Here is a 15,214-nt window from a genome sequence, read left to right as displayed (position 1 = left end):
AGCAAGATCCATTAAAACAAGGATTGAAGCCAAGAGCGTGTATCTTTTGGCTTCGCTCGATAACGATTCGCGAGCAAGATTCATTAAAACAAGGATTGAAACATCGATGGGTTGGACGCAAACGCATCCGGGCTAAATTCGCAAGCAAAATCTACTAAGTATAGAGACAAAAGATAGTTACAAAAAAGAAAAAATAAAAGTGCTTCATAATAAAAAGCACTTAATGCTACATATTCTGTTGTATCTTCAATGACCGTAGCAGGAATTAATCGTTATTTCCGCTCCTTAGACCTTATTCTGTAGTTATTCCATCGAACTCGGCTTCATTGGCTTCGGCTTCTTCTTTCGTGGCACGCACAATTCCATCCTTGTGATGTGCCGGCGAATAGATCGTATAGAGCTTCAGCTCTTCCGTCTCTGAAGTGTTTATGACATTGTGCTGAGCACCGGCTGGCACAACTACCGCAACTCCGTCACTCAGTTCGTACTCGTTGCCGTCAATTATGCATTTCCCCTTCCCCTGTTCAAAACGGAAAAACTGGTCGTTTTCCTCATGCACTTCCATCCCGATTTCTTCCCCGGGCTTGAGGCTCATAAGTACCAGCTGGCTATACTTTGAGGTATAGAGTACCTTGCGGAAATTGCCATTCTCCAGAGTGGCTTCTTCAATATTTATAGAAAATCCTTTCATATATTTAAATTTCTAGTTATTTGTATATAAAATTATTTGTGAGCAAACTTTTCTAAATACATACCATGATCAATATTGAGGAAATTAGTTGCTCAGCTTTAACCCAAGTTACTTATTTATATTTTTGAATATAATCATTAAAGCGAGTATAGATGTAAATAATCAGCTTCAGGAGTCTATAAAAGTGTATAATGTTAAGTTAAATGGGAGTAAAAGGCGGCATGAAAGAGACACGTGATATTCCCTCCCTCGAAAAGAAATTAAGAAAATATTACGCATGGATTTTTATAATAGCTTGCTACTCAGTGTTCAATCTGTATATAGACCAGGGATGGCAGCAATCTCTATATCCTACAATTTTTATTTTTGCTCTTATGGAACTCTCCCTTTGCTGGTGCATCAAGAAGACAAATGACACTATTAAAAACGGTGGGATGGATCCCAGTGGACCGTTCAAATTAAAATTTAAAACTCAATCTCAGGCAAGGATCGCATTAATAGGATTTTTCTTGTGTTGAATGCTTTTTTTGCGTATCCCATAATTAATTTTGTGGAACTTTCTAAAAACTATATTTATGGATTGACCGGGTTTGTTGCAAGTGGGTTTCTGATGCTTATAATTTATGTAGATAATGATGGGACTTTCTAGATACTCATTAAAATTATTTCCTATATTTTAGTTAGATCTGAAATACGATAGTCTCCAATTATATCTCAAAAGTTTAATATACCTGTAAATACTATTTTTATATATAAGAATTTATTTTAATGCCGTACATTTTTTTTATGCAAAGTGCAAAAAGTACCTGATTTAATTTTTTTATGATAACTAATATTCAAAACTCATAATTTAAACTCATAGTTTAGTGTTTCTACAAATTTGAAACTCCTGTAAACCTTGTATTTTCAACCTAAAAACGTAGTTTAAAAATCAAAATGATTTAAAAAAGGAAGCGAGGATTTTGGATACACAAGAAATGAAGAATCTAATTAGGAAATTTAATATTTATATTGAAATGAATAAAGATGGTCAGGCTTATTCAGACTTTAAAGAGGGAGTTAATAAAGGCCTGGATATAGCCAAATATACTTTCGAGGATAATTTGGAAAAACTTTCTCTTTCCGTCCCGGACGAGGATCCGGCTGAAAAAATAAGAGACCTGGAGAGCAACTTTAACCAGCTCTTAGATGGCATCGCCCTGTCAAAAAAACCGAACTGTTCAGAGCAGCGTTTGGACGGAGTACATACTGGATTTGAAAGATCTAAAAAAATATTTAAAGAATTCATACAAGAATCATTTCTTCCAGAGAATACATAAAAATTTTCACAGCCGTTATTTAGCTTAAAAGCTCTATTATTTTTTGGATTGAGCTTAGAATTTTTACTGTTATTGAGTGTAATCGTCGCTACAGAAAATAAGGAAGGAATAGAAATCTGGAAGAAGGGTATTCGAAAATCGAAGGAAAGAAACAGGCCAGGTAAGATAAGAAGCTAAGTTTATGGAAGAATCCAGGTAGATTGAAAAGGAACCTTTGAACTCACTCCTGGGAACCCAGAGTGTAGGAATATTACAAATTTGTAAAGTATCGCCAGAACCAGCCCGCTAGTCGAGGAAAAAAGCTAAGTTTGAAGCCTTCTGGAAGATTATCACCTGCGGAAACTGCAACCCTGCCAGGAAAAAACAATCCGAAAAATAAGAATATTCACGAGCAAGAGCCAGTAAAACCAGGATTAAACGAACTTCTTCCGAATCTACCTTGCCGGCTGTAAAGGTACTTAAATAGATTTGAAATCTTTAAAGAGAGATACATACCGAAAATAATAAATAAGGATGTACAATATCGTGCTCTTAATACTATATTGAAGGTAAGAAGGAGCAAGTAAAACGTCGCCGATCGAAATACAAATCTCAATATGCACATTGTTGTTTTTGTCTATATGTTTTACAATTTTGTTCTGCAGCTGTAAGCTTTTTGCCTGGAGATGTTTGAAATATAGTAAAATAGAAGGAAAGAATTAATCTAATTTTTAGATCTGGATAAAACCAGCTTTACCTATTTAATCCTCTAAATTTTTCTTCATTTTATACTTTTTATATTCTTTACATTTTTCTTGATTATCTACGCTTTCTACATTCTCCAATCAAAATGAAGATTTGCACTATTCTGAAAAGCAAGTAGAATAATGTCAAAATGTGCGAGCAAGGGAAATTAAAAAAATATTGAAATTCAGACAAAAATAGATATATAAAATGGAATATATAATTTCCTATGCAATATTTAGATGAATTGGAATTTTTTCAGTCATAAAGGGGGAAGTTATGGACCAGAAAGAAGAACAGACAATATTCGGAGTATGTCCGAACTGCGGAAAACCATTCAGGATAGAATCAACAGGCGGTGGGGAAGAATGGCGGTACTGTGCAGATGTTTGCATAAACCCTGTAGCAATACCAACAGGAGCAAGACTGCAGCCAGATCAGGCTACATTACGCTTCGTAGACGGAAATATGAATGAGTATATGCGGGAAGAATATATCAAAGTTCATGGCATTGATCCTCTGCCCATCTGGAAAGCAATGGAAAAATGGCGTGAAGAGCAGATGAAGAAGTGGAAGATGTAAACTTAATATTTATAAATTTCCCTTTCTATTTTTATCTTAGATTATATTTCACTTCTCTCTGCTTTTTAATTTTTTAAACTTCACTTTTTAGCTTGCATTATATTTTTTATTTAACATAGGCTGTTTCCAAATATTTTCATATTTGCATATGTTGATAGAAAATATCATAAGCTTTCCCTTTACTTTATAATTTTTCTCATCTCTCAATTTTTCAATTCTATTTTCCCAAGTATGCCAAATTATAGAAGGCTTTAGAGACTGCAAAGTGGAATAATCGTTATAAAGTTGTATTACTAACCGGAAGAAAAGAAGAAAGCGCATTCAGATTCTATGAACGAGTTGGATTTGAAAGAGGGGTAGAAGCAGAATCTATGAAAAGTTTGTAATTTAAAAAGAAAAGTTAATCTATTTAAAAGCAAAAATTCCTGAAATTGGAACTGAATAAAGTATAATAAATAGTGTATCAATTAATTATCTGGAAACAAGATTAATTTAAGCAGGGGTCAAGACTTCTTCTATGGCATGAATAGTTTTTTTGTTTTTAAAAATAGGGAGAGGGTAAATTGAAGGAGCAAAAAGCTAAAGATGCAGTCAAAGTATTCAGTAAGCTGATTTAGAGGAATAAAGAGAGACAACCTTATTCAGATTATAAAGAAGGAATAAACTAAGGACTTGAAATAGCTAAGGATACTTTTGAAGAGAATGCGGAAAAATTTGTTTATTTCAATCTAAAGGAAGATCGAAATTCAAAGATAAAGAGCCTACAAGATAGATTTGGCCTTCTTTTAGGCACAATCGTTTTTGAAAAACTACATCATACCGAAGATTACCTAGATGGGATAAGCAAAGGATTCGAGGAATCTAAAAAATTGTTTGCAAAGTTTATAAAAGATTTCGTATAATAGAATTAAAGCTGAATTATTTTCTACTTATTTGGCATAAAAATACTCTCAAATATTTTCACTTATTTGTGCTCACCATTCGAAGAATCTCATGGCCTTTCTAATAATAGTGATCTTTATTTTTTAGTTTGATATAAGGGATTAAGTTGGCACATCAATATTTTGGACTACATCAATATTTTGGACTATACCTACGTTCATAGATTTTCATTTATTGATAATATTCTCCGATTGATACCAAGTTTCATATAATGACATTAAATGCATATAGTAGCGTAAATACTCATTTATTTTCACATATAGGCTCATTTATTGTCATTTAAAGCCACACCCCTTATTTCTAAGAGCTCAGATAATCTATTCAAAGCATATTTTTTTTCGTTTATCATAATTTGCAATTTATTAACCTCGGCTTCTAACTGCGAAATTTCTATTTTTAGCTGTAGTATCTGCTCTTTAATAAGATCATTACTTTGCATCATATCCGCCCAATAACTATGTATTAACCCCTTAATTCAATGATATTGGTTATGTATAAATCGGTATTATGTATAAACCAATTCGTTATCACTTTTTAGATATTCACTTTACTGTATTTGTATTGCCATTATTGTTTTCCTAGTCGTACTCGCGGCAGTTCAAACCATTAATAGAAATTATGGATAAGATCTGGTAAAACAGGAATTGGGATCTCGACATTTCCGTGAAAATTTTTCTAAATATTAAAAAGATTCCTGAAATAGGAAGAGAAATACTTCCTAAACAGGAATAAAAATAAAAAATTTCTTGGCTTTAAAAAAGCTTGATAACATTTAATCAGCCTCATAATGACCAAAACCACTTAATCGGCTGACTGCCGGGCCTGTTAATAAGGATGTAAGCAGCGCCATAATAATCAAAGCCACGAACACTTGGTCGTCGATAAGTCCAGCATCCTTGGCAACGGTAGCAAGTATCATCTCCATAGCACCCCTTGCGTTCATGGCAACGCCTATGACGGCAGACTGCCTCAGTGGTAGTTTACTGATTATCAAACCAAGTGTCACACCGAATATCTTTCCTATACATGCGATTATAAGAACTGCAAGCACAAGAGTTAGGTCAAAAGATGCCACAAAATCCGCTCGCAGCCCAATTGAAACAAAGTAAAGAGGGGCAAAAAAATACATGACAAACTGGTGAATCATTTCATGCGCGTCATCACGCTTTTCCAGACCTTGGGAAAATGCCAGACCTACCAAGAAAGCGCCAAAGACAGCGTGTATCCCAATTGCTTCAGCACAAGCTGCAGCTAATAGAATAAAAACTGTTGTAATTCCGAGGAAAGAACCCGGCCAAGTCAGAGAAAACTCCAACCGTTTTTGAACTTTCTGAGCCAAGGTTCTACCTACCGTGAGCATGAAAGCAAATAGCAAAAATACCAGAACGAAGGTCATGTAAGGAGGGATGTCTAATATGCTCTCAGGTGCGAAATTGCTCAAAATAAAGGCAAATAATGACCATCCTACAAGATCATCGATGGTTGCGGCGCCGGTAATGATCATTCCCATGTCTGTCTTCATCAAATCCAGATCCATAAGAGTTCTAGCAATAACCGGAAGGGCGGATATTGATAGTGCTGTACCCATGAACATTGCGAAAAACATTAATTTACCCTGGAAATGATCTCTCCATATATCCGGGAACAGGAAAATCATCCCGAAACCCAATACAAACGGTATCGCTATGCCCATCAAACTTGCCCAGGCTATGTTAACGCTCCGTTTCTTAACCAAGCTCAGGTTCATCTCCAAGCCTGCTGCAAATAAAAAGAACAACATGCAGATCTGGATAAGGGCATCCCTGCCATAGAAAATGGCCCCTGATTCTGGGAATAACCAGTTATAAGTGCTTGGACTGAGCCATCCCCAGACTGTCGGCCCGAGGATGATACCACCAAAGAGTTCTCCAAGGACTGCAGGAAGGCGAAGCATACGCATTCCTTGTCCGCATAATAGTGCCATAAAGAGCATTACAGCGATCTCTAGGAAAAAGATCATCATATCTATCGGCGCTATAAAAATTCACCTCAATTTTTTACATTTACCCCGGCTATTTTTTAAAATAATGAATACATACTGGAGTTATACGACAATTAGTATAATATTAACTCGTTGATTACAGATAAGGAGTGTTCCCGCTTACTACTATTGATTTTGGGGTAAAATTAGTGTCAATTCAAACATAAAAGGGATATTTATATTTTTCCAGCCTTATATGAAGAATAAGAATAAATATCAAAATAGGATACGTTGATACACAAACATGGAAAAAAACTGCAGACTTTAATAAGTGTATGCTAGGTCTTTTAATCTGCTTATAAGGGCCATAAATCCCAGAAACCAGAAATTTACAGTTCTAAACCACTAAAACCAATTCTGGAATCTGTAAAAATGTAAGTTTCTCGCAGTGAATCCTCTTTTCGCCTGACTCTTTCTTCTTAAAATATATACTTATAGTTTGAAAGTTGAGTTATATATGAGAGAAGGTCAATATAAGACTAGTATAATACTATAGGCAAAAGCTTATAATAATAATTAAATTTGATAATTAATGAGTTTTTATTTTTTGAGTGTGAAGTCTGAATGGACAATGCACATTTGAGAGGGGGTACACTATGTCAGTTAAAATCGAATGGCAAATTTTTGAAGCCGAGACCCGGAGCGACGGCACCTGGAGCTCGAACAGCCCTGCACTTGCGGAGCTGCTCAATGCCATAGCAGGCCCGGATAAGATTAGGGAGCCTGCATCCGATATTGAGGATGCTATGGCCCATCTGGCCATCAGAGGGCTGCCATATTTCAAAATAACCGAGGTCACTTCCAAGAATACCAGGGGGAAAAACATCAATAAAAAGTCTTCAGGAGCTATATACTAAATAAACTCTTACAAGAAAAAATCAATAAAAGCAGTTCATTGGTGTTAAAATATAGCCCGAAGGAAATGTGTTATTTTCGTTGTTTTCATTAGCTTATAGTATTAAAATGGATAAAATATTATAATATTTACATAAAGTTAGTATTTATTAATTTTATTATTTTTACATTATATGTAACCTTTAATTTGGTACGGCGCACTTGTAATACGAGTGTCAATTATATAAGTATCAAAAAGCTGCGAGAGATAGAAAGTTGTTTCCTACTGTTCTCTGAGTTTATACTATCGAGCCCGACAAGATCAGTTTTTTTTGGCAAAAAAGCTGAGAAGCCCTTTGTGCCGTTCTTTACAAGAGAAGAGACTGCATATAAGATTGCTTGGAGCAAGGTTAAGAAAGTATACGAGAAGAATTCCAAAGGAAACTGGGCAAAACGAGATTGAGTTTTTGATTTCGATGTTTTACTTATTCATCTTTTAGATTTAAATGGATGCTTTTTCCTATATCAGCGAAATAGTCAGCTTGAAGATAACCTATGATGCTGCTTGATTGATAGAAGCTGAAATTAAGGCAATATAAACGAAGATATAAGCAAGATCAGGGATATGAAACATTTTATATATCTAAACAAAGTATATAATATATGGTGGGAAGTGTAGAAATGAGCATACTATCCTTTATAATGAGAAGTAAATGCGAATATCGCACTTCATGCCCTAATTTTCAAAAGGATGGGAAATATTGTGAAGGATTGGATTACTGTAAGTGTGGGCTTTTTTTGAAAAAGAAAAGAAGAATTTAAAAGTTTTAAGTTTCATTCTTGAAGTACAAACTCTCCATCATAATCAAATAATTTTAAAAATGTAAATTTACAGAGCTTTCAGCTTATAGTATGGATTTATAAGCAACTGTTACAAATTATAGCTCACAAGACCGCACTTATAAATTTATTTAACAATAAGATAGCTTACAAATTTATACCTTGTATGTTTTATAGCATAAACCTGCAGATATAAATTAAGACCTTGTTTATGTGTATGTATTTATTCATATTGATCTAGGAAGTCGACAAAGTGATCAGGACGAAATTTTTCAAGTTATTAAGTCTCCTTTTTCTTATTATATTTGCTTCCGGATGTATAGATCCTACCGCTACTGATGACATTCCCATTTCAGATCTGAACTCCGAAGATCTGGTAGAGAGTTTACAGGAGTTAATACCCGGCAGAATGGATAGCCCTTTGCCTGATGAGACAGGCTTAGGAGAACAAAACAAGACCGAGGAAAATGATAGCACTGCACGCCTGGCTGATTACATTTCTCCTGAGGTACCAGAGATCCCGACTTATACCGAAGAAAAATCAAATGTCGTTTATCCCAAAGAATACAGACGATTATCCCTAAACTTCCAGAGAGGCATCGTGTCAGAAGATGAGAAAATTGCATCTGAAGTTTTCAATATAACCGGAAAGACTTCAGGATACAATATTAAAGACGCCTGTAATGTTTTCGATTACGTGAACCAGCACTGGGAATACCGTTATGAAAAAAACTCGGATTTTTTCTTTAAGGCCTCTCAGACTATAAATGAAGGTTATAAAGGGGATTGTGACGACTACTCCATAGTCATGTCTGCCCTTTTAAAAAATATGGGGTTCAATACAAGAGTCGTAACTGCAACAAATGAGACTTACGGGCACGCCTATCCCGAACTTTACATAGGAAATAACCAGGAAACTTTATCTGAAATTCTCGGGTATGTACAGAGCAGATATTACTATGCCGAAAATATCTGGTATTCAAATCGAGAGCTTGAAGACGGCGAGATTCAATACTGGCTGAACTTTGACTGGAGTGGATCAAACGGATACAGGCATCCTGGAGGCGTATATTTTGAAGGAGTGGAAGTAATTTACTATCCTACTGGATTGATCGAATTCTGAGACAGGAGGTAAACCTGAAATTATCCTTCAGGATTTATCCTCTGTGCATAAAAATGGATTTTCTCTTTGCAGTGACTAAGAAAATAAGAAATGGAAAAAAGTACATTTAATTCTTTTATTTCTATTACAAAAACGAGTATTGAAAGTTCATTTTTATGATTAAATTTATATGGGCTTATATCTACTTTCTTTTAATAAAAGGTAACTCAGGTCTATATACTGAAAAATGGTTATTAAGATGGGGGGATTTAATGGAAATGATCGATTACAGCGAGCTCAGTAGAGGAGACAGAGTACGGGCTAATACGCCTCCTGAGATTAACCAGGCAATCGATACAGAGATAGCTGCAATGGTCAGGTTTTATGCGAGTAAGACTGATTATGAAATAAGCAAAAGAATTGAAGAACTTGATATGGAGTGGGATATCGGACGTTATATTGAAGTCCGTGCATCTATGATTTCTTTAGTAGGGTTGGTACTTGGCTTAAAAAAAAGTAGAATATGGTTCATTTTACCTGCAATAGCTTCAACCTTTATGCTTCAGTACGCCATACAGGGCTGGTGCCCTCCCGTATCTATACTCAGGAGATTTGGCATTCGAACGAGGCAGGAAATAGATTTAGAAAAATACGCACTTAAAGCTTTGCGTGGGGATTTTGACGAGATATCGTCAACTGATAAAAATACGGATCGCGCAAAGAAAGCTTTCAATGAAAGTAAATGTGTTTAAGATAGATCACATAACTTAAAGTTTATTTTTGATATTCAAAAAGGTTAATTTTTAATTTACATATTTTTGCAATTAAGTATTTCGATATTTATGATATCAATCTGCCTTCTTGTGACTATCTGATGATATAAATTATAACTATTTAAGGGCACATATTTGGGATTATGTCACATGTTAGGGATTATATCACTATTTGGAATATAATTCTCACCTAAAAAGTGAAAAAATTAGGTAGCGTGGAAACATGAGAAAGCTTGTATATGTAAGGATTGTCCACACCTCTGCAGATATGGGATCTTTAGGTGAAGAACTAATACAGGAGACTATTTCTAAAATTGGCAGAGAAAAATGGGAAGAAAATAAGAGGCTTATCGAAAAATTCTGGGAGGAACTTGAAAAGGAAATTTTTCAACTCAATTTGGATCTTGAGCATACTATAATTTATCAAGACGGCTTACCATGTGGAGGGGAAATAGGGATGAAAATTGTTCACAATACAGCAGATCTTGGAAGTAAAAATTATCAGATTATCGAAAAAATGGTAGCAAAGGGAGCCAAGATCACTGCCACTGAGAATCCCGAGCTTCTGATTGAAGAACGTAATCTATTGCTTGAGATTTTAAAGGATTCTTCCACGAAAGAAAAAGAAGAGGCAAAAATGAAATACATTGCAAAAAAAGAATTTTTACTTGAACAAAGAGATGCATACATAGCTTCAAGGATAAACAAGACCCTGGATAATGAACAAACCGGGATATTATTCATAGGAGCTGAGCACAACGTGATTTCAAAATTGGATGACGACATAGAAGTTCTTGATCTGGTAAAGCATTGAAATACCTTGCTGGTCTGTTAAAACCAGAGCGTCTTTTTCAGCCTCTTAATTATGAGATCTGGCTGTGCCCCGGATATTCCTTTTCTAATTTTGTTCTTAGATATTATTTATATAAATACAGATCGTAATTTAATTATGCCAAACGATATTTATTTTTAATCTAAGGGGGATTTGAAACGAGTACGGGAGTAAGGAATCTTGACAATAGTATCGACTTGACCAATATATGGCTCAGGGATATTCTGAGCCAATTAAGATGGCAGAGTAAAGAAAGTGCATATCAAGCACTGAGGGGTACACTGCATGCAATAAGAGACAGGCTACCGGCAGAAGAAGCGGTTGATCTCGCGGCACAGTTGCCCCTTCTAGTTAAAGGGATGTATTATGACGGCTGGACTCTCAGAGATAAACCAGAGAAGTTTAAGAAAGAGGAGTTTGCAAGAAGGGTGCATGCTCAGTTTGAGTTCGATGACAATGTAAACCCGGCTGAAGTAATTCGGGCTGTTCTGCGGGTTATGTACAGGCACATGAGTGAAGGGGAACTTCGGGATGTAAAATTCAATATGCCAAAAGAGATTCAGGAGTGGTTCCCTGAAGAGCTTGCGCCGAAAGGATGAAAACGCGTGTATTTAAACTGAAATTTTCTCAGGAATCCCTTAACCTTTTTATCTATTTAGGGTTTCTCTTCTTCCTTCTCTTTCTTGTAAAAATGTCTTTCTTCAGATCCTTATAAACGTTCCCTTGCTATTGTTTATTCAGAAAGTTAAATTTCCTTATGGATGAGAAAAGCCGTATATATCAACCACCTGCTAATGCCCAACCAAGAAGAAATAGACCTGATAGAATTTTAGTTCATTCTCAGTCTTTGGGACTATATGTAATTAGTCTTGCTGAGTTCATTATCACTGGAATTGATGAGAGTTCGTGTAGTAATGCTCCTGTTACGGGTGTAAGTATGCCCGGTATAGTCAATATAACTGCCATTGAGAGCACGCTAAGCGAGAATACAACGTTTTGCCAGATCGTACTTATTGCCTTCTTGGATACGCTTATAAGATATGGAATTTTTAAAAGGTCATCGGATAATAGTCCAACTTCTGCTGTTTCTATTGCCACATCTGTTCCTGTAAGTCCCATGGCTATTCCTACATCAGCCGTGACAAGGGCCGGACCATCATTAACACCATCGCCTACGAAGATAATTTTATGGCCTTCAAGCTGTAGACGTTTTACGATTTCGACTTTTTCCTGGGGCATTACTTCAGCATATACCTCATTTATATCAAGAGTTTTAGCTGTCTGTTTCGCAACTACTTTGCTGTCACCTGTGATCATTATTGTCTTTATTCCGAGTCTATGAAGATTCATTACAGACTTTTTTGACTCCGGCCTAATTTTATCCTCAAACGTTAGCAACCCGGCGATTTCATAATCAATTCCTATCATGACTACATTATGACCCGTTTGAGATTGTTTTGTAATGCTTTCTTCAACTTCATTAGAGATTGATACATTAAATTCAGATGCTTGTTTTAGACGGCCTACAAAAATGCTTTTTCCGTTGGTTTTAACCCTTATGCCTGTTCCTGATATGGATTCAAATGATTCTGGATCCGGGACTAATAATCCCTTCTCTTCCGCAGCTTTGACAACAGCTTTTCCAAGCGGATGCTCACTGAATTTCTCTGCGATGGCAGCCAGTAACAATAAGTCTTCATCTTTATTGTTATTCAATGCTATGATACTGGCAAGTTTTGGTTCACCGTGGGTAAGTGTACCCGTCTTATCAAAAATAACGGTATCTATCTTGGCCATAGATTCTATCGTAGCTCCTTTTTTAATAAGATTACCTCTTAACGCTGCGTTACCAACCGAAGCCACCAGTGCTGTAGGCGTAGCAAGTACCATCACACATGGACAAAATACGATAAGCATAGTTATTGCTCGTGTCAGATCCCCACTCCACCACCAGAGCAAGCCGCCTAAGATAATTGCAGTAGGGGTGTAAAATTTAGCATGTTTGTTCAGGAGTCTTTCTACGTTTGGTTTCTGAGTCTGTGCTTCCTCAATCAAACGATGGATTTGTCCAAGAGTCGTTTCGCTTCCAACTTTAGTGGCCAATATTTCCATTGCACCTACTTCATTAAGAGTGCCTGCAAAAACAGTATCTTTTTCCTGTTTATCGATTGGCAGACTTTCGCCGGTAATAGCAGCCTGATTTACTGAAGCAGTGCCTGAAAGAACAGTTCCATCAACAGCAATACGTTCTCCTGACTTGACCAAGATAATATCCCCTACTTTAACTTCCTCAAGAGACACTATAATATCATGTCCGTCACGCCTGACTGTGACTCTATCAGGCAATAGTTTCGCCAGAGATTCAAGCGCCTTTCCTGCCCTCGCAGAAACAAGCTCCTCCAGCATACCCCCAAGAAGCAAAAGTACGGCTACGACTGCAGCAGCTGAATACTGCCCGATAGCAATAGCAGCAATTGTTGCGATAGTAACCGGGATATCAGCAGTAAAGTCCCTTTCTTTAATCCCCTGGTAGGCAGACCACCATATAAACGATGATCCAACCAGTGCAGATGATAGATATAACCAGTTACCTTCATCCGTGCTATTTCCTTCTGACAGCATGTTTTGTGGATAAGCAGCTATCGCTATTATAAGCAAGACCCCGCTTGCCACAGTAAACAATGTTCCGGGATCAAGTAAAAAATCCTGATAACGAACTGCCAGATTACGGATGCTGCTCCAAAAGTCTCTAGTATGACTATAAGTGTTGTCCGTCATGTTATCTACCCAAATAAAAACAAAATTTTAGATGTTAAAATCTATAAATATTAATAACATAAAACTATTACGATTTAATACGAAATAATAAAATTTGATTTAATTGTAAGAAACTAAAGTTGCGCTGGCGAGAATATATCCAAAGCGCCTCTGGGAATTCGACTGAAATAACAACTTTAGCTCCAGGGCAAATGGCGCGTATCAAAATTGAAAACAAAAAACCTGAAGTCAACCAGATAAATGTAGACAGTTACATTATAAATTTGATATAACTATGGGTTATGCCCAGATCTACCAAAACTTTCTCCCGTTGTTACTTTCTCAAAAGGATTATATCATATAAATCCTAACTATGTTAAACTCTTCATTATTACAAATCCGAACGATTGTGTTAAGCCTGAACAGACAAGATTGAGGTTTTAAAAATGACAGAAAAACTCGGAATTCTGGCCATAGGCCATGGAAGTAAGCTGCCTTACAATAAGGAAGTAGTTACCCAGATCGCAGATTATATCGCACAGAAGCACTCTGACATTGTTGTAAGAGCCGGCTTTATGGAAAATAGTGAGCCAACCCTTGAAGAAGCAATTGAAGGCTTTTCTGGTACTGGAGTGACAAAAATTGCAGCAGTACCTGTTTTCCTGGCTTCTGGAGTTCATATCACAAAAGATATCCCCGAGATCCTGAGCCTTGATGAAAAGGGCTGTGGCACCCTGGAGATTGATGGAAAAACAGTCTCTCTGTGCTATGCAAAGCCTCTTGGGGCCGATGAACTTATCGCTGACCTTGTGTTCAAAAGGGCTCAGGAAGCCCTTTAAATTTATACATAGGGTCCGGTTTTATCATGGACCTATACAGAAAGAAGCTTGCCGTACTCGATTTGACTCACGGCGGCATTCCTATTGCGAAATGTCTTGCAGCTGCTGGAAGCGAAGTAACCGGAATAGATGTCTATAGGACAGTGGAGCCTGGAACACTTCTTGAACTTGAAGAGAAATACAGGATACACTGTTCAAAAACTTCTCTTCCTGTCTCTGGATTCGATATTCTGGTAGCACCTGTGCACCTTGATTCTACCTATCCGATGCTTGTAGAAGCTAGGACGCAGGGAAAAAAAATCCTCTCGCACCACGAAATTGTCGGAGAAATCCTCAAAGGCGACTCAAGACTATCCGACATAAAGAAGGTTGAGGTTACAGGCGTAAAAGCAAAAACGAGTACTGCATCCCTCCTTGCGGATATGCTCTCCAGGCAGTTTGAAGTAGTGCTGCACACTTCACGGGGGCTCGAGTACTGGAAAGCGGGTACCTCTTCCCTTATTTACAGAGGCCTGAGCATAACTCCCGGAAGCATTCTGGTTGCAGTTGAGAAAGCTTTCAAGGCCGGGTTCAGACCAAATTTTTTTGTCTTTGAGATCTCAATAGGGGGCACAGGCACTGCTGATTTAGGGATTCTTACAACCCTTTCGCCGGACTATGGGATTGCAAACAATAAGGCCCTTGCAAGCGAAGCAAAACTCCAACTTATCAGGCACGCAGAACCTGGAAGTACCCTTCTCATTAATGCAGGAGCCGAAAAAGCCCTCAAAGCTGCAAAAACTACTGAGACTAAAGTTCTTACCTTCAAAGATCCGTTCATTGCTGAACTTCCCATAACCCCAGACCAGGTAGCCGACTTTGTGCTGGAAACCGGACTCAAGCCTGAAGCACTAGCAGTCTCTTCAGAGTTGGAAATGCTCTCAAGCCCATCAGGGTTATCAGAGTCAGCCAATCTATCAG

The 15,214-nt window shown here is 37.0% G+C and carries 15 protein-coding genes; 11 read left to right on the top strand and 4 right to left on the bottom strand.

Annotated features, from left to right (window positions below; translation table 11 throughout):
* Window positions 1-292: 292 nt before the first annotated feature.
* The gene (locus BP861_RS07395) at window positions 293-691 is read right to left on the bottom strand and encodes a cupin domain-containing protein (RefSeq protein WP_292373999.1); all 399 of its coding nucleotides are present in this window, start codon (window positions 689-691) and stop codon (window positions 293-295) included.
* Window positions 692-912: 221 nt separating this feature from the next.
* Between BP861_RS07395 and BP861_RS07390 the strand changes: the two genes are divergently transcribed.
* The 3 genes from BP861_RS07390 (at window position 913) to BP861_RS07380 (ending at window position 3,315) form a co-directional block, all read left to right on the top strand.
* Window positions 913-1,209, top strand: a complete 297-nt coding sequence (locus tag BP861_RS07390; RefSeq protein WP_292373998.1) for a hypothetical protein — start codon at window positions 913-915, stop codon at window positions 1,207-1,209.
* A gap of 444 nt (window positions 1,210-1,653) precedes the next feature.
* Complete coding sequence (locus BP861_RS07385) at window positions 1,654-2,010, top strand: hypothetical protein (protein ID WP_292373997.1); 357 nt, start codon at window positions 1,654-1,656, stop codon at window positions 2,008-2,010.
* Window positions 2,011-3,012: 1,002 nt separating this feature from the next.
* The gene (locus tag BP861_RS07380; protein ID WP_292373996.1) at window positions 3,013-3,315 is read left to right on the top strand and encodes a hypothetical protein; all 303 of its coding nucleotides are present in this window, start codon (window positions 3,013-3,015) and stop codon (window positions 3,313-3,315) included.
* 1,207 nt (window positions 3,316-4,522) lie between these two features.
* Here the strand turns inward: BP861_RS07380 and BP861_RS07375 are convergent.
* Together BP861_RS07375 and BP861_RS07370 are read right to left on the bottom strand one after the other, a co-directional pair.
* Window positions 4,523-4,699 carry a hypothetical protein gene (locus tag BP861_RS07375; protein ID WP_292373995.1) on the bottom strand — a complete coding sequence of 59 codons (177 nt, stop codon included), beginning with the start codon at window positions 4,697-4,699 and terminating at the stop codon, window positions 4,523-4,525.
* Between the two features lie 330 nt (window positions 4,700-5,029).
* Entirely contained in the window at window positions 5,030-6,259 is a 1,230-nt protein-coding gene (locus BP861_RS07370) for a cation:proton antiporter (RefSeq protein ID WP_292373994.1), read from the bottom strand.
* 614 nt (window positions 6,260-6,873) lie between these two features.
* Between BP861_RS07370 and BP861_RS07365 the strand changes: the two genes are divergently transcribed.
* The 6 genes from BP861_RS07365 (at window position 6,874) to BP861_RS07340 (ending at window position 11,257) form a co-directional block, all read left to right on the top strand.
* Window positions 6,874-7,134 (top strand): hypothetical protein, encoded by a 261-nt coding sequence (locus BP861_RS07365; protein ID WP_292373992.1) that lies wholly within the window; start codon window positions 6,874-6,876, stop codon window positions 7,132-7,134.
* Window positions 7,135-7,469: 335 nt separating this feature from the next.
* Window positions 7,470-7,574, top strand: coding sequence for a ChaB family protein (locus BP861_RS07360; RefSeq protein ID WP_292373990.1), 105 nt, complete (start codon window positions 7,470-7,472; stop codon window positions 7,572-7,574).
* Window positions 7,575-8,204: 630 nt separating this feature from the next.
* Window positions 8,205-9,074 carry a transglutaminase-like domain-containing protein gene (locus tag BP861_RS07355; RefSeq protein ID WP_292373988.1) on the top strand — a complete coding sequence of 290 codons (870 nt, stop codon included), beginning with the start codon at window positions 8,205-8,207 and terminating at the stop codon, window positions 9,072-9,074.
* Window positions 9,075-9,325: 251 nt separating this feature from the next.
* Window positions 9,326-9,805 carry a YgaP family membrane protein gene (locus BP861_RS07350; RefSeq protein WP_292373986.1) on the top strand — a complete coding sequence of 160 codons (480 nt, stop codon included), beginning with the start codon at window positions 9,326-9,328 and terminating at the stop codon, window positions 9,803-9,805.
* 244 nt (window positions 9,806-10,049) lie between these two features.
* Window positions 10,050-10,640, top strand: coding sequence for a hypothetical protein (locus BP861_RS07345; protein WP_292373984.1), 591 nt, complete (start codon window positions 10,050-10,052; stop codon window positions 10,638-10,640).
* 215 nt (window positions 10,641-10,855) lie between these two features.
* The gene (locus BP861_RS07340; RefSeq protein ID WP_292373982.1) at window positions 10,856-11,257 is read left to right on the top strand and encodes a DUF2267 domain-containing protein; all 402 of its coding nucleotides are present in this window, start codon (window positions 10,856-10,858) and stop codon (window positions 11,255-11,257) included.
* A 241-nt stretch (window positions 11,258-11,498) separates the two neighbouring features.
* Here the strand turns inward: BP861_RS07340 and BP861_RS07335 are convergent, their stop codons facing one another.
* Window positions 11,499-13,436: a heavy metal translocating P-type ATPase gene (locus BP861_RS07335; protein WP_292373980.1), complete on the bottom strand. Its 1,938-nt coding sequence runs from the start codon at window positions 13,434-13,436 to the stop codon at window positions 11,499-11,501.
* Window positions 13,437-13,861: 425 nt separating this feature from the next.
* Here BP861_RS07335 and cfbA point away from each other — a divergent pair, with 425 nt between their 5' ends.
* Window positions 13,862-14,254: a sirohydrochlorin nickelochelatase gene (gene cfbA, locus BP861_RS07330; protein WP_292373978.1), complete on the top strand. Its 393-nt coding sequence runs from the start codon at window positions 13,862-13,864 to the stop codon at window positions 14,252-14,254.
* Window positions 14,255-14,280: 26 nt separating this feature from the next.
* The coding region (gene cfbE, locus BP861_RS07325) for a coenzyme F430 synthase (protein WP_292373976.1) at window positions 14,281-15,214 on the top strand (934 nt) is incomplete at its 3' end.

The sequence above is a fragment of the Methanosarcina sp. UBA411 genome, from assembly GCF_002495725.1.
GTDB lineage: Archaea > Halobacteriota > Methanosarcinia > Methanosarcinales > Methanosarcinaceae > Methanosarcina.
Note: the sequence above shows the minus strand (reverse complement) of the source record. Positions and strands in the feature narration are given on the sequence as shown.

Bases quoted from the DNA above. Each gene is read 5' to 3' on its own strand.
- BP861_RS07395 (WP_292373999.1), bottom strand. From the start codon at position 691: ATGAAAGGATTTTCTATAAATATTGAAGAAGCCACTCTGGAGAATGGC.
- BP861_RS07390 (WP_292373998.1), top strand. From the start codon at position 913: ATGAAAGAGACACGTGATATTCCCTCCCTCGAAAAGAAATTAAGAAAA.
- BP861_RS07380 (WP_292373996.1), top strand. From the start codon at position 3,013: ATGGACCAGAAAGAAGAACAGACAATATTCGGAGTATGTCCGAACTGC.
- BP861_RS07375 (WP_292373995.1), bottom strand. From the start codon at position 4,699: ATGATGCAAAGTAATGATCTTATTAAAGAGCAGATACTACAGCTAAAA.
- BP861_RS07370 (WP_292373994.1), bottom strand. From the start codon at position 6,259: ATGATGATCTTTTTCCTAGAGATCGCTGTAATGCTCTTTATGGCACTA.
- BP861_RS07365 (WP_292373992.1), top strand. From the start codon at position 6,874: ATGTCAGTTAAAATCGAATGGCAAATTTTTGAAGCCGAGACCCGGAGC.
- BP861_RS07350 (WP_292373986.1), top strand. From the start codon at position 9,326: ATGGAAATGATCGATTACAGCGAGCTCAGTAGAGGAGACAGAGTACGG.
- BP861_RS07345 (WP_292373984.1), top strand. From the start codon at position 10,050: ATGAGAAAGCTTGTATATGTAAGGATTGTCCACACCTCTGCAGATATG.
- BP861_RS07335 (WP_292373980.1), bottom strand. From the start codon at position 13,436: ATGACGGACAACACTTATAGTCATACTAGAGACTTTTGGAGCAGCATC.
- cfbA (WP_292373978.1), top strand. From the start codon at position 13,862: ATGACAGAAAAACTCGGAATTCTGGCCATAGGCCATGGAAGTAAGCTG.